General features: G+C 68.8%; 15 protein-coding genes. 7 read left to right on the top strand and 8 right to left on the bottom strand.

What is annotated here, in order from left to right; genetic code table 11:
- Window positions 1-48: 48 nt before the first annotated feature.
- From GZ64_RS0111755 to GZ64_RS0111740, 4 genes are read left to right on the top strand one after another with little or no spacing between them, the layout of a single operon-like run.
- Complete coding sequence (locus tag GZ64_RS0111755; RefSeq protein ID WP_029266737.1) at window positions 49-1,353, top strand: magnesium transporter MgtE N-terminal domain-containing protein; 1,305 nt, start codon at window positions 49-51, stop codon at window positions 1,351-1,353.
- On the top strand, window positions 1,353-1,865 hold the full coding sequence (locus GZ64_RS0111750; RefSeq protein ID WP_021199621.1) for a DUF1003 domain-containing protein: 513 nt from the start codon (window positions 1,353-1,355) through the stop codon (window positions 1,863-1,865). Before GZ64_RS0111755 ends, GZ64_RS0111750 begins: the two co-directional genes overlap by 1 nt.
- Window positions 1,862-2,983, top strand: a complete 1,122-nt coding sequence (locus GZ64_RS0111745) for an Mrp/NBP35 family ATP-binding protein (RefSeq protein ID WP_029266735.1) — start codon at window positions 1,862-1,864, stop codon at window positions 2,981-2,983. Before GZ64_RS0111750 ends, GZ64_RS0111745 begins: the two co-directional genes overlap by 4 nt.
- Window positions 2,984-3,003: 20 nt before the next feature.
- Window positions 3,004-3,498: a hypothetical protein gene (locus GZ64_RS0111740; protein ID WP_029266733.1), complete on the top strand. Its 495-nt coding sequence runs from the start codon at window positions 3,004-3,006 to the stop codon at window positions 3,496-3,498.
- Window positions 3,499-3,545: 47 nt separating this feature from the next.
- Here the strand turns inward: GZ64_RS0111740 and GZ64_RS0111735 are convergent, their stop codons facing one another.
- On the bottom strand, window positions 3,546-3,953 hold the full coding sequence (locus GZ64_RS0111735) for a twin-arginine translocase TatA/TatE family subunit (RefSeq protein WP_029266731.1): 408 nt from the start codon (window positions 3,951-3,953) through the stop codon (window positions 3,546-3,548).
- Window positions 3,954-4,042: 89 nt separating this feature from the next.
- On the opposite strand from GZ64_RS0111735, the gene GZ64_RS0111730 reads away from it, so the two are divergent.
- Window positions 4,043-4,681: an O-methyltransferase gene (locus GZ64_RS0111730; protein ID WP_021199617.1), complete on the top strand. Its 639-nt coding sequence runs from the start codon at window positions 4,043-4,045 to the stop codon at window positions 4,679-4,681.
- Window positions 4,682-4,767: 86 nt separating this feature from the next.
- Here GZ64_RS0111730 and GZ64_RS19730 read toward each other — a convergent pair whose 3' ends face one another.
- The 3 genes from GZ64_RS19730 to dapE all read right to left on the bottom strand — a co-directional run bounded on the left by GZ64_RS19730 (window position 4,768) and on the right by dapE (window position 7,308).
- Window positions 4,768-4,941, bottom strand: a complete 174-nt coding sequence (locus tag GZ64_RS19730; protein WP_017203323.1) for a DUF3117 domain-containing protein — start codon at window positions 4,939-4,941, stop codon at window positions 4,768-4,770.
- Between the two features lie 94 nt (window positions 4,942-5,035).
- On the bottom strand, window positions 5,036-6,253 hold the full coding sequence (locus GZ64_RS0111720) for a hypothetical protein (protein ID WP_029266730.1): 1,218 nt from the start codon (window positions 6,251-6,253) through the stop codon (window positions 5,036-5,038).
- On the bottom strand, window positions 6,235-7,308 hold the full coding sequence (dapE, locus tag GZ64_RS0111715; RefSeq protein WP_029266729.1) for a succinyl-diaminopimelate desuccinylase: 1,074 nt from the start codon (window positions 7,306-7,308) through the stop codon (window positions 6,235-6,237). Before dapE ends, GZ64_RS0111720 begins: the two co-directional genes overlap by 19 nt.
- A 65-nt stretch (window positions 7,309-7,373) precedes the next feature.
- Here dapE and dapD point away from each other — a divergent pair, with 65 nt between their 5' ends.
- Entirely contained in the window at window positions 7,374-8,321 is a 948-nt protein-coding gene (gene dapD / locus GZ64_RS0111710) for a 2,3,4,5-tetrahydropyridine-2,6-dicarboxylate N-succinyltransferase (RefSeq protein ID WP_029260336.1), read from the top strand.
- Window positions 8,322-8,603: 282 nt separating this feature from the next.
- Complete coding sequence (locus GZ64_RS0111705) at window positions 8,604-9,986, top strand: DEAD/DEAH box helicase (protein WP_029266727.1); 1,383 nt, start codon at window positions 8,604-8,606, stop codon at window positions 9,984-9,986.
- 73 nt (window positions 9,987-10,059) lie between these two features.
- Here GZ64_RS0111705 and GZ64_RS0111700 read toward each other — a convergent pair whose 3' ends face one another.
- The 4 genes from GZ64_RS0111700 to GZ64_RS0111685 form a co-directional block, all read right to left on the bottom strand.
- The gene (locus GZ64_RS0111700) at window positions 10,060-11,349 is read right to left on the bottom strand and encodes a citrate synthase (protein WP_046398932.1); all 1,290 of its coding nucleotides are present in this window, start codon (window positions 11,347-11,349) and stop codon (window positions 10,060-10,062) included.
- A gap of 191 nt (window positions 11,350-11,540) precedes the next feature.
- Window positions 11,541-12,653 carry a succinyldiaminopimelate transaminase gene (gene dapC, locus GZ64_RS0111695; RefSeq protein ID WP_021199611.1) on the bottom strand — a complete coding sequence of 371 codons (1,113 nt, stop codon included), beginning with the start codon at window positions 12,651-12,653 and terminating at the stop codon, window positions 11,541-11,543.
- Between the two features lie 9 nt (window positions 12,654-12,662).
- Window positions 12,663-12,983 carry a ferredoxin gene (gene fdxA, locus GZ64_RS0111690; protein ID WP_029266722.1) on the bottom strand — a complete coding sequence of 107 codons (321 nt, stop codon included), beginning with the start codon at window positions 12,981-12,983 and terminating at the stop codon, window positions 12,663-12,665.
- Between the two features lie 9 nt (window positions 12,984-12,992).
- Window positions 12,993-13,403, bottom strand: a complete 411-nt coding sequence (locus GZ64_RS0111685; protein ID WP_029260340.1) for a hypothetical protein — start codon at window positions 13,401-13,403, stop codon at window positions 12,993-12,995.
- Window positions 13,404-13,427: the final 24 nt, after the last annotated feature.

Below are 13,427 nucleotides of genomic sequence, written 5' to 3'. Positions count from 1 at the left end.
GGCACGGCCGACCCGCCGGAGACGCGAGCCGCCGACTACGCTGGAGAAGTGAGCACACAACGGGTTTTCGCCGCGCGCCTTGCCGGGTGCGCCGTCTTCGATCCCGTCGGCGACCGGCTCGGCAAGGTCCGAGATGTCGTCGTCGTGTATCGAAGTACCGCGGCGCCCCGCGTCATCGGCCTGGTCGTGGAGATCCCGGGACGACGCCACGTGTTCCTCTCGATCGGACGCGTCACCTCGATCCGTTCCGGCCAGGTCATCACCACGGGCCTGATCAACGTGCGGCGGTTCTCCCCGCGGGCCGGCGAGGTGCGCGTGCTCGCCGAAATGCTGGGACGACGCGTGAGCTTCGTCGATGGCAGCGGTACCGCGGTCATCGAGGACATCGCGATCGAACCGAACCGCCTCGGCGAATGGGCGATCAGCCAGCTCTTCCTCCGCCGACCGAAGACCAGTGCCTCCCCGTTCGCGAAGGGTCCGACGACGTTCGCGGCATGGAGCGAGGTCGCCGAGCAACGCGCTCCCGGCGAGTCGCAGTCGGCTGAGCAGCTCGTCGCCTCGTACTCCGAGCTGCATGCCGCCGATCTCGCCAACACGCTTCTCGACCTTCCGCAGCAGCGCATGATCGAGGTGGCCGAAGAGCTGTCGGACGACCGCCTCGCCGATGCCCTCGAGGAGATGCCCGAAGACGAACAGGTGCACATCCTCGACCGTCTGGGAGACGAACGCGCCGCCGACATCCTCGACCAGATGGAACCGGACGACGCGGCCGACCTGCTCGCCCAGCTGGCGCCTGACCGCCTGGAGCAGCTCCTGGAGCTCATGGAGCCGGAAGAAGCCGAAGACGTCAGGATGCTGCTGCGCTACGGCCCGGACACCGCCGGCGGTCTGATGACGCCTGAGCCGATCATCCTCTCGGCCGACGCCACAGTCGCCGAGGCGCTCGCGCTGATCCGCCGCCACGAACTGCACCCCGCGCTGGCCGCCGCGGTGTTCGTCACCCTCCCGCCGTTCGAGACTCCGACCGGGCGCCTGCTCGGGCTCGTGCACTTCCAGCGGATGCTGCGCTACCCGCCGCATGAGCGACTCGGCGCGATCCTCGACGACAGCCTCGAGCCCGTGCCCGTGACCGCTTCCGCCGCCGAGGTGGCACGGCTGCTGGCGAGCTACGACCTCGTCTCGCTCCCCGTGATCGATGCGGCGCATCGCCTCGTCGGAGCGATCAGCATCGACGACGTCCTCGACTACCTCCTTCCGGACGACTGGCGTTCGCATGACAGCGAGGACACCTCCCCCGCTGCGAGCACCGTCCCTGGATCCACCCCCGCCGCCCCGACGAAGGAGACGCGCTGATGCCCCGCTCTCCGCGCCTCGATGCGCCGGGCCGCACCACGACACGGCCCCGGGCGACGTCTCGCGACCGCTTCGGGCGCTTCACGGAGTGGGTGGCTCGCGCGATGGGGACCCCCGCGTTCCTGCTGATCCTCAGCCTGTTCTGTGTGGTCTGGATCGTCTGGAACACGCTGATGCCGGACGAGCTGCGCTTCGACGACGCCGCCCTCGGCTTCACGGCACTGACCCTGATGCTCTCCCTGCAGGCCTCATACGCCGCACCGCTCATCCTGCTCGCGCAGAATCGTCAGGACGACCGCGACCGGGTTCAGATCGAGCAGGACCGCCAGCGTGCGGAGCGCAACCTGGCCGACACCGAGTACCTGGCCCGCGAGATCGTGGCTCTGCGCATGTCGCTCGAAGAGCGCAATTCGCAGGTCGTCACGCGCGACGTGCTGCGCCAGGAGCTCAAAGCCCTTCTCGCCGAGCTCGAAGACGTGCCGGAGAAGCCCCGATCCGGCGCCGCGTCGTGACCGCGGCGGAGCGTGTCCGCGCGGCTGTCGCCGCGGTGACGGATCCCGAGCTCCGTCGACCCATCGGGGATCTCGACATGGTCCGGGACATCTCCGTCGACGGCGGTCGAGCCCGCGTCGGCATCGTCCTCACGATCGTCGGCTGCCCAGCGGCGGCGCGGATCGAGTCGGACGTCCGCGATGCCGCGGCGTCCGTTCCGGGCATCGCGGAGGTGGACGTCGAGGTCGGCGTGATGACGCCGGCAGAACGCAAGGCTCTCACCGAGAAACTCCGCGCCGGGAGGCCCGCACGCCACATGCCGTTCGGGCCCGATTCCCTCACCCGTGTGATCCTCGTCTCCAGCGGCAAGGGGGGTGTGGGCAAGTCCACCGTCACCGCGAACCTTGCCGTCGCACTCGCCGCGCAGGGTCTGTCCGTCGGTCTCGTCGACGCCGACGTGCACGGGTTCTCGATCCCCGGGCTCCTCGGCATCCCTGCGGGCACGCAGCCGACGCGCATCGACGACCTGATGCTCCCCCCGGTCGCGCACGGCGTGAAGACGATCTCGATCGGGATGTTCCTCCGCGACGGCGAATCGGTGGTGGCGTGGCGTGGGCCGATGCTGCACCGCACGGTCTCGCAGTTCCTCACCGACGTCTTCTTCGGCGACCTCGACGTCCTCCTCATCGACATGCCGCCGGGGACGGGCGACATCGCGATCTCGATCGGCCAGCTCCTCCCCCATGCGGAAGTGCTCGTCGTGACCACCCCGCAGACCGCTGCCGCCGAGGTGGCGATCCGCAGCGGTCTCGTCGCGCGTCAGACGGGTCAGCGCGTGATCGGCGTCATCGAGAACATGGCGGCGTACACACTGCCCGATGGAACGGTCATCGACATGTTCGGCTCGGGCGGAGGCGCCGCCGTATCGGAGGCTCTCTCCGAACCGGGAGTCCCTGTGCCACTGTTGGCCTCCATCCCCCTGAGCCCCGCTCTGCGCGAGGGCGGAGACGCGGGCGAGCCGATCGTCTCCACCGAGAGCGACGATGTCGCGGCGACGACCATCCGCGACCTCGCGAGCACCCTGGCGCGGCGGGGCAGGGGCCTCTCCGGTCGATCGCTGCCGATGTCGCTCACCTGAACGCGTGGGAAGATGGACCGATGCCTCCCCGCTCTCTGACCGTCGATGAGGGTCTGCTGCGACGAATGGCTCGGGACGCAGCGATCTACTCGCTGACCCGACCCGCCGCCCTCGTCATGTGGGTCGCCCTCGCCGCAGCCCTCGTGCTCAGCATCCTCAACCTCGGCACGCCCGTCCGTCCGGGGGAACAGGGCCCTTTCGGAGCAGGATGGATGCCGGTCATCATCGTCGCGCTCGCGGGTTTCGCCGTCGTGATGTCCGTATCGGGCGCGCGAACCGCCGTCCGGATCGCGATGCCCGTCGGAACCGTCGTGTGGGTATCGCTGGAAGAGGACAGCCTGCAGATGGGCAGCGGCCGTCGTCGCTCCGACATCGCCTACCGCACCTTCCAGAGGATGCGAGTGGGCAAGGACGCCGTGCTGTTGAAGCTGCGAGACACTTCGGCCGCGACCGCGATCCCTCGTGGCCTGCTCACGGACGACGACATCGCCACCCTCCGCTCGAAGATCTCCTAGGCGCCGAGCGCGCAGAGCCCTGCGCGCTCGATCGGCGAGCGTTCCCGTCAGGTGGCTTCGGCGTCGAAGGGAGGGCGGTTCGACGCACTGAACTCCTGCGGAACGGCTCGGGTCGTGGGAGCCGTGGTCGCCGCGGCCGCAGCTCCGGCGATCGGCTCCGCGATGGTCTGGGCCGCCTGCAGCGGGGTCGCCGGCTGGGGCTCTTCCATGAGCGCATCGCGGATGATCCGGCGCGGGTCGTACTGGCGCGGGTCGAGCTTGCGCCAGTCGACGTCGTCGATCTCCGGCCCCATCTCCTCGCGCACCCTCGACTTGGTCGCGCGCAGATACTCGCCGGCCTTGCGGACCATGCGCGAGAAGCTCTCCGCGGCTCGCGGGAGACGTTCGGGGCCGATGATCAGAACCGCGATGAGGCCGATCAGCAACAGCTTCTCGAAGGTGAGCCCGAACGTCATCTCTACAGGCTACCGCCGCGCCTGCGGTCCCCGCACTCGCCGACCGAATACTCTGGAGAGGATCACAGTCAGGCAGGGAGAAACAGGCCATGAGCGAGCATGACGCGAACGCGCGTTTCCTGCGCGAGTCCATCGTGGAACCCGACGCCATCAGCCGCGCACGCGCGCATGCGGTCGAACTGGGAGCGATGCCGATCAGCGCCGCCGTGGGTTCGCAGATCGCCGTGCTCGCGGCCGCGACCTCGGCACGCTCCATCGTCGAGATCGGCACCGGCGCCGGAGTCTCCGGTCTCTGGCTCCTGCGCGGCGCACCCCAGGCGGTCCTCACCTCGATCGACAACGAACCGGAGCACCTCGCCGCGGCGCGACAGGCCTTCTCCGATGCCAAGGTGCCGTCCACCCGAGCCCGCTTCATCACGGGCCGCGCGATCGACGTTCTCCCCCGCATGAACGAGAACTCCTACGACATCGTGCTGGTCGACGCCGACCCCGAGCATGTCATCGAGTACGTCGAACACGGTCTGCGTCTCGCGCGCACCGGCGGACTCGTGCTCGTGCCCCGCGTGCTCGCCGGCGGTCGCGTCGCCGATCCGGTCCAGCGCGACGAGATCACTTCCGCCTACCGGTCCCTCGTGCAGGAGACGCAGGAATCCTCGGCGGTCCTCGCCACGGTCTCCCCCGCCGGCGAAGGTCTGCTGCAGCTGATCAGTCTCGCCGAACGCGGCTGACCGCGCGGCTCGAGACCGTGCGAAAAGGGCGATGGATCCGAGGATCCATCGCCCTTTCGGATCCGCCGACGCGGACCCCAGGTCGATCAGGCCGGTGCCACGACGGCGGCAAGCACGTCGTGAAGCTCCTTGGCCTCGGCGTCGTTCACGGAGACGACCAGGCGGCCGCCGCCTTCGAGTGGAACGCGCACGATGATGAGTCGTCCTTCTTTCACGGCTTCCATAGGTCCGTCTCCGGTCCTCGGCTTCATCGCTGCCATCGTGGCTCCCTTTCCTCCGGTGGTATGGGATGAGTTTATCGGGTGTCACCGGGACCTGGAGGTCACGGAGCAACAATTGGGTCGAGCTTCACCCTCACGGCACCTGCCAGAACGTGCTTCCGAGCGCATACACGTGGTAGATCCAGAACCATTGCCCGAGGAGACATGCGGCCAGCACGCCGACACGCCAGAGCCGTGATCGCGGCACCGCGACCGCTCCCCAGAGCGGGCTCAGGGGGAGAAGCAGGCGGAACGTGCTCGATTGCGGAAAGAACACCGCGAGCAGATACAGCAGGTAGCTCGCACTCCACAGACGGATGTCGGCGCCCAGAGCGCGCACCTGCGGAGAGAAGAGGAGTGCGGCAGCAGCGCCGACGACCGACAGCACCAGCACGATCGGCCCCCACCACTGCGGCATCCCCCAGAGGGCGAACCAGAACTGCGATGCCTGGATCCACCCTTCGAACGGGATGAAACCGTCGACTCCGCCGGTGATCCAGTGCTGGCGCCACGCGAGCTCGGTCGCGAGATACGCACCGGGATCCCCCGTCGCGATGCCGGCGATCACCTGCCAGGCGAAACCGGACAGAGTCGCGAGCGCGCCGAGCGCGAGGATGTGTGCGATCTCGCGCCCGGTGAGCGGATCCTGCCGACGTCGGATCCACCGCAGCAGTCCGTGCAGCCCGAGGAACAGGGCGAAGGCCAGGACACCGGGTCGTGTGAACGCCATCACGGGGATGAGGATGTACAGCCAGGCATAGGTGCGCCGCGTCGTCGCATCGAGGGCGAGGAACAGCAGCAGCAGGAACAGCGTCTCGGCGTACCCCACCTGGAACATCGCCGCGATCGGTCCCGCCGCGAAGAACACGACGGCCCACGTCGCCGCGGAGTTGCCGATGCGATCACGAAGCAGGCGGTGAAGCGCGAGACAGGCCAGGTACCCGGCGACGAGCGAGAGCAGGAGCGCACCGGCACCCCAGGACCCGAGCAGTACGCCGATCCCCTTGGCCGCATATGCGAACACCGGCATGAATGCCCAGGCGTTCTCGGCGACGTCACCCGAGTCGGTGAGCGGAAGATCCGTCGGGTAGCCGTTCTCGGCGACCAACCAATACCATTGCGCGTCCCAGCCGAGCACGAAATCGATGAGCCCCGCCTCCGCGCCGAACCGCGAGGACGAGGTCGACAGTGAGGCGGCGATGACCAGGAACACCGTCGTGACGACCCGGGCTCCGAGGTAGACGACGGCCACGCGCACGGCGACCGGCGCCTTCGCCCAGCGGCGCGTTGCGCTCAGTGCGAGGTGAGCCATGCGCGCAGGCCCCGCTCCACGGCGTCGATCTGCGCGAGGGGTACACGCTCCTCATCGTGGTGGGCGAGGTGCGGGTCGCCGGGCCCGTAGTTCACAGCCGGGATCCCGAGCGCGGAGAATCGCGCGACGTCGGTCCACCCGTACTTCGGGCGCGGCTCGGCGCCGACCGCCGCCACGAACTGCTTCGCGATCTCGGCGTCGAGGCCGGGACGAGCCCCCTCGGCGGCATCCGTGATCTCGACGTCGAAGCCGGCGAGGACTCCGCGGAGGTGAGCCTCGGCATCGGCCGCAGACTTGCTCGGCGCGAACCGGTAGTTGACCTCCACCTCGCAGGCGTCGGGGATGACGTTCCCCGCGACGCCGCCCGCGATGCGCACGGCGCTCAAGCTCTCGCGGTACAGCAGCCCCTCGACCAGCACCTCCTTGGCGCGGTACTCCGCCAGACGCGTGAGGACGGGCGCCGCGCGGTGGATCGCGTTCTCGCCGATCCAGGCACGCGCGCTGTGAGCACGCACGCCGGTGGTGCGCACGATCGCACGGAGCGTTCCGTTGCAACCGCCTTCCACCTCACCGTTGGACGGCTCGCCGAGGATCGCGAAGTCCGCCTCGAACAGGTCGGGACGCACGGCGGCGAGCAGACCGAGACCGTTCTTCGACGCCTCGATCTCCTCGTTGTCGTACCACATCCACGTGATGTCGATCGCGGGGTCGGTCAGCTCGGCCGCGAGCTTGAGCTGCACGGCGGTGCCCGCTTTCATGTCGACGGTGCCGCGACCCCAGAGATAGGGGACTCCGTCGATCTCGATGTCGCGCGTGGGCAGGTTCGCATTGATCGGCACGGTGTCGATGTGACCGGCGATGGCGACGCGCTGTGCCCGGCCGCGGTCGGTACGAGCGACGATCGTGTTCCCGTGGCGGAAGACCTCCAGATGGTCGAGCGGGGACACTGCGGCCTCGATCGCATCGGCGAGTGTCTTCTCGTCGCCGGAGACGCTCGGGATGTCGCAGATCGCACGGGTGAGGTCGACGGAGGACGCGGTCAGATCGAGCACCATGGGTCCAGCCTACTTACCCCGTCATGAGTGCGGTCGTCGCCCCGGGAGCGCGATAGCGTGGAGGGATGAGCGACGCACGCACCGTATGGGGTATCGGCCTGACCACCATCGCCGGGGACGGCACGGTTCTCGACGCCTGGTACCCCGAGGTGCACACCGGTGCGGTCACGACCGACGAGGTGGCTGTCGCTGCGCTCGAACCCCTCGCGGGGAGCGACGAACGACGCGACGTCACGATCGAGGTGGTGCAGCTGCAGATCGACCTCGACACGGCACCGGCCTCCACCGCCGACGCCTATCTGCGCCTGCATGCCCTGTCGCATCTCGTCGTGCGCCCGAACGAGCTGAACCTCGACGGCATCTTCGGACACCTTCCGAATGTCGCCTGGACCAACGCCGGGCCCGTCCTCCCCGTTGACGCCGCCCGCCTGCGCCCGCAGCTCCAACGCGCGGGCATCCAGGTACAGGGGCTCGACAAGTTCCCCCGCCTGACCGACTATGTGCAGCCGGCGGGCGTCCGCATCGCCGACGCCTCCCGCGTGCGCCTGGGGGCGTACCTCTCCCCCGGCACGACCGTCATGCACGAGGGATTCGTCAACTTCAATGCCGGCACACTCGGCGCATCGATGGTCGAGGGCCGCATCTCACAGGGTGTGGTCGTCGGAGACGGCAGCGACATCGGCGGAGGGTCCTCCATCATGGGCACCCTCTCGGGTGGCGGAACGCATCGGGTGTCGATCGGTGCCCGCACCCTGCTCGGCGCGAATGCGGGCATCGGCATCTCGCTCGGTGACGACTGTGTCGTCGAAGCGGGGCTCTACGTCACCGCAGGCACCAAGATCGTCCTCGTCGACGGACCCGTGACCGCCGACGGCGGGCGCAAGACCGTCAAGGGTGCGGAGCTCTCCGGTCAGGACGGCCTGCTCTTCCGCCGCAACTCGCTCAGCGGCGCGGTGGAAGCCGTCCGTCGCGCCGGTGTCGGAGTGACCCTGAACGAGGCTCTGCACGCCTGAGAGCAGCCTTCCGGCCCGTCTCCGCAGAGCCGACGACCCGCGCGGGAGGCGACATGCAGCCGACGGCATGCGTGCACTGGTAGACTGACATCGTTGCGCGTACCGCCGGTCCCGCAACATCGTCGTCGTCACGGGGTCTCCGAGGACCGAAGCGAGCGGAACTGCTCCCACCACCAGCATGAGCTGGCCTTTCGAACGGCGAACCGATGCGCAATTCCTGCGCCGTCGCCCACCTCACCCCCTATCTCGCGCCGTTCACTCGTGCGCTGACGGAGTTTCTGCATGTCTACATTCCTTGAACTCGGCGTTCCTGCCGAGCTCGCCGCCGTTCTCGCCGATTCCGGCAAGACCGAGGCATTCGCCATCCAGCGCGACACCCTTCCCGATTCCCTCGCCGGACGCGACCTCCTGGGCCGCGGACGCACGGGCAGCGGCAAGACCATCGCCTTCGCCCTGCCGCTCGTCGCACGCCTCGCCGCCTCGGGCGGTCAGCGTCGCGCCGGCCTTCCGCGCGGACTCGTCCTCGCGCCCACCCGTGAACTCGCGACCCAGATCGCCGCGACCATCGCGCCTCTCGCGGAGGCCGCAGGCCTGCGCGTCACGACCGTCTTCGGCGGGGTCAGCCAGCGCCCGCAGGAGCAGGCGCTTCGCGGCGGCGTCGACATCGTCGTGGCCTGCCCCGGTCGACTCGAAGACCTCATGAAGCAGCAGGTCGTGCGCCTGAGTGCGATCGAGGTCACCGTGCTCGACGAGGCCGACCACATGGCCGACCTCGGCTTCCTCCCCGGCGTCACCCGCATCCTCACGGCCACGCCGGCCGGTGGGCAGCGCCTGCTGTTCAGCGCCACGCTGGACCGCGGCATCGACACCCTCGCCCGCCGCTTCCTCTCGAACGCCGTCAGCCATGAGGTCGACGAGGAGAGCGTGCCCGTCGGCGAGATGACGCACCGCGTGCTGGTCGTCGACTCCACCGACAACAAGACGGCCCTCGTGCGTGAGCTCGCCTCGGGCACCGGTCGTCGCATCCTCTTCACCCGCACCAAGCACCAGGCGAAGAAGCTCGCGAAGCAGCTCACCGCCGCGGGGATCCCCGCGGTCGACCTGCACGGCAACCTCTCGCAGAACGCGCGCGAGCGCAACCTCGGCGCCTTCTCCGCGGCCCCGGAAGACGGCGGTGTGCGCGTGCTCGTCGCGACCGATGTCGCCGCCCGTGGCGTGCACGTCGACAACGTCGATCTCGTCGTCCACGTCGACCCGCCCGTCGAGCACAAGGCGTACCTGCACCGTTCCGGCCGCACCGCCCGCGCCGGGGCTGCCGGCACCGTGGTGACGGTCGTGCTCCCCGAGCAGCGTCGTGATGTCAAGGATCTGCTGCGCAAGGCAGCCATCTCGGCCCCGCTGGAGGATGTCACGGCCGCTGCCGTCACCGCGCTGGTTCCCGAGCGCGCACCTCACGTGCGTCCGGCGCCCGTCCAGGCTCCGCAGCAGCAGCGCCAGTCGTCGAAGCAGCGCCCCGCGGGTGGCGAGAGGAACGGTGCGGCGAACCCGCCGTCGCGTCGCCGTCGTCGCCCCCGCTCCGGCGCATCCGGCAATGGTCAGGGCGGCGGGTACTCCACGCAGAGCAACCAGTCCCGCCAGGGCGGCCGTAGTTCGCAGGGCCGCTGACCCCGGCCGGCAGCACTCACGCAGAAAAGCGCCCCCTCCGTCTCGACGGAGGGGGCGCTTTATGGTCCGGAGCTCAGCGCGTCGGGAAGGACCGCTCGGGCGACCCCGTGTACAGCTGCTGGGGGCGGCCGATCTTGGTCTGGGGGTCGAGCTGCAGCTCACGCCACTGCGCGAGCCAACCGGGCAGGCGTCCGATCGCGAAAAGCACGGTGAACATCCGAGTCGGGAAGCCCATCGCCTTGTAGATCACGCCGGTGTAGAAATCGACGTTCGGGTACAGGCGACGCTCGCGGAAGTAGTCGTCGGCCAGCGCGAGCTCCTCGAGCTCCTTCGCGAGGTCGAGGAGCGGGTCGGTGACGCCCAGCGAGGAGAGCACCTCGTCGGCCGCGTCCTTGACGAGCTTGGCGCGCGGGTCGTAGTTCTTGTAGACCCGATGCCCGAAGCCCATCAGCTTCACGCCCTCTTCCTTGTTCTTCACCCGCTCGACGAAGCGCGAGACACTCTGGCCGGAGTCGCGGATCTGACCGAGCATCGTCAGCACGGCCTCGTTCGCGCCGCCGTGCAGCGGGCCGGAGAGCGCCTGGATGCCGGCGGAGACCGAGGCGAACTGGTTCGCACCGGTGGATCCGACCAGGCGGACGGTCGACGTCGAGGCATTCTGCTCGTGGTCTTCGTGCAGGATGAGGAGCAGCTCGAGAGCCTTCGACATCACCGGGTTGACCTCGTACTCCTCGCTGTGCACGCCGAAGTTCAGCTTCAGGAAGTTGTCGACGAAGCTCAGCGAGTTGTCCGGGTAGAGGAAGGCCTGGCCCACGCTCTTCTTGTGCGCGTACGCCGCGATCACGGGGAGCTTGGCGAGCATGCGCACCATGTTCAGCTCGACGTGCTCCGGGTTGTGCGGGTCGGTCTGACCTTCGTAGTACGTCGACAGCGCGGCGACCGCCGAAGACAGCACGGACATCGGGTGCGCCGTGTGCGGCAGCGCCGAGAAGAAGCGCTTGAGGTCTTCGTGCAGCAGAGTGTGGCGACGGATCTTCTCGTCGAACTCCGCGAGTTCGGAGGCGGACGGCAGCTCGCCGTAGATGAGCAGCCAGGCCACCTCGAGGTAGCTGGTGGAGCCCGCGAGCTGCTCGATCGGATACCCGCGATACCGCAGGATGCCCTTGTCGCCGTCGATGAACGTGATCTCGGACTTCGTGGAGGCCGTGTTCACGAACCCGTAGTCCAGGCCCGTGTACCCCGTCTGCCGCGTCAGCGTGGAGAAATCGATGCTGTCGTGCCCCGCCGTGCCGCGCAGCACCGGGAATTCGGCGGTCGTGTCGCCGATCGTCAGCTTCGCCGTCTGGTCTGCCGCTGCACTCACGCGGACCTCCTCGTAGTGTCCGAGCCCGCTCGTCGCGGTGCTGTCGGACAAGATCTTGATCAAGCCTGAACTGGCGATCTCACGGCGCTGAAGCGCCAGGTCGGGTCACGACCGAATCGCCTTTACAGCCTAGTAGTCGCGCAGGCCTACTGTGACATCCGCCAAAGGGAAGCCCATTTCAGGGAGAGAACCTATATATCGCCGTCAGAGAGTCGGCGCGCCGCCTCTCTGACGTGCGCGGTCGGCGCCGTGAGCGCCAGCCGGACGTGCTCCCCGGAGTCGGCACCGTAGAAGGGCCCGGGACCGGCGAGGATGCCGAGAGCGGCGAGTCGCTCCATCGACTCCCAGGCATCGCGCCCCTCCGTCACCCAGAGATAGAGTCCTGCTTCGGAGCCGTCGATGCGGAAGCCCGCCGCCTCCAGAGCAGGACGCAGGGCGTCGCGCCTGACGCGGTAGAGCTCCTTCTGCTCCGCCACGTGCTCGTCGTCGCCGAGGGCGACCGCCATCGCGTGCTGCACCGGCGCCGGCGGCATGAGACCGAGGTGCTTGCGCGCTGTGAGAAGCTCGCCGACGATGCGTGCGCATCCGGCCACGAAGGCTGCGCGGTACCCGGCGAGGTTCGATTGCTTGCTCAAGGAGTACACGCTGAGCAGGTTCGCTCGACTCCCGTCCGTCACCCGCGGGTCGAGGATGGAGGGGATCGGCTCGGTCGCCCACTCGCCGTCCCAGCCGAGTTCCGCGTAGCATTCATCGCTCGCGAGCACGGCACCGAGTTCACGGGCACGACGGACGGCGGCGGCGAGTTCGCTCACGGTCCAGGTGCGCCCGTCCGGATTGCCCGGGGTGTTGATCCAGATGAGCTTCGTACCCTCCGGCCACTCCTCCGGATCATCCGCGGGCAGCGGCGTCGCCCCCACGACGCGGGCGCCCACCTCATAGGTCGGGTAGGCCACGCGGGGGTGGACGACGATGTCGCCGTCGCCGAGACCGAGCAGGGTCGGCAGCAGTGCGACGAGCTCCTTCGAGCCGATCGTGGGAAGAACGTTGTCGACACGGAGGTCGGGCACCCCCCGGCGTCGCGCGTACCACTCGACGATGGCTTCGCGCAGGCTCGGCGTTCCGACCGTCTGCGGGTAGGCATGGGCGTCCGTGGCTTCCGCCAGTGCGCGCCGGATGATCTCGGGAGTCGGGTCGACGGGAGAACCGACCGAGAGGTCGATCAGACCGTCCGGATGCCGCGCGGCACGCTCACGGAACGGGATGACGGCATCCCACGGGTAGTCGGCGAGGTCGCGGACGCTCACGGAATGCGCCTACTCGCCCTGCGGCGGGAGAGCGGCGATGATCGGGTGGTCGAACGCGTACACGCCGACCTTGGCTGCGCCTCCCGGCGACCCGACCTCGTCGAAGAACTCGACGTTGGCCTTGTAGTAGTCCTGCCACTCGTCGGGAAGGTCGTCTTCGTAGTAGATGGCTTCGACCGGGCACACCGGCTCGCACGCACCGCAGTCGACGCACTCGTCAGGGTGGATGTAGAGCGAGCGTTCGCCCTCGTAGATGCAGTCAACGGGGCACTCGTCGATGCAGGCGCGATCCTTGACATCGACGCACGGGAGGGCGATCACATACGTCACCCCCTCAGTCTACGACTCGCGGGGCTCGGGTTCCTGCGCGGCTGGCCCCTCGGTACGAACGGGAAGACGCCGAACGGACGGCCACGCGACGACCAGCAGCACGATTCCGGCGACCAGATAGGTCCAGATCTGTCCGGCGAACGAGGCCGGGACCACGACGGACCCTCCGGGCCCTTCGCCGGAGATCAGCACCAGCATGCCGATCATCCCGAGACCGGCGGCCACGGCCGCGCCCCTGTCGTGGGTCAGAGCGCGGACGGCGACGAGGATGGCCGCGCAGGCGATGGCGGCCACGATCATGCCGATCGGGATCGGGCCCCACATCACACTGTGGCTGATGGTGCCGGCGATGCCGTAGACACCGCCCACCAGGGCGGCAGCGATCCATGACAACACTCTCGACATCCAGCTCACGCGCACCTGTCGATCTTACCGACGAGGCCC

The sequence above is a fragment of the Microbacterium sp. Cr-K32 genome (genome assembly GCF_000708345.1).
Taxonomy (GTDB): domain Bacteria; phylum Actinomycetota; class Actinomycetes; order Actinomycetales; family Microbacteriaceae; genus Microbacterium; species Microbacterium maritypicum_A.
Note: the sequence above shows the minus strand (reverse complement) of the source record. Positions and strands in the feature narration are given on the sequence as shown.

Coding starts and splice junctions, on each gene's coding strand:
- GZ64_RS0111750 (WP_021199621.1), top strand. CDS start 1,353: ATGCCCCGCTCTCCGCGCCTCGATGCGCCGGGCCGCACCACGACACGG.
- GZ64_RS0111740 (WP_029266733.1), top strand. CDS start 3,004: ATGCCTCCCCGCTCTCTGACCGTCGATGAGGGTCTGCTGCGACGAATG.
- GZ64_RS0111735 (WP_029266731.1), bottom strand. CDS start 3,953: ATGACGTTCGGGCTCACCTTCGAGAAGCTGTTGCTGATCGGCCTCATC.
- GZ64_RS0111730 (WP_021199617.1), top strand. CDS start 4,043: ATGAGCGAGCATGACGCGAACGCGCGTTTCCTGCGCGAGTCCATCGTG.
- GZ64_RS19730 (WP_017203323.1), bottom strand. CDS start 4,941: ATGGCAGCGATGAAGCCGAGGACCGGAGACGGACCTATGGAAGCCGTG.
- GZ64_RS0111720 (WP_029266730.1), bottom strand. CDS start 6,253: ATGGCTCACCTCGCACTGAGCGCAACGCGCCGCTGGGCGAAGGCGCCG.
- dapE (WP_029266729.1), bottom strand. CDS start 7,308: ATGGTGCTCGATCTGACCGCGTCCTCCGTCGACCTCACCCGTGCGATC.
- dapD (WP_029260336.1), top strand. CDS start 7,374: ATGAGCGACGCACGCACCGTATGGGGTATCGGCCTGACCACCATCGCC.
- GZ64_RS0111705 (WP_029266727.1), top strand. CDS start 8,604: ATGTCTACATTCCTTGAACTCGGCGTTCCTGCCGAGCTCGCCGCCGTT.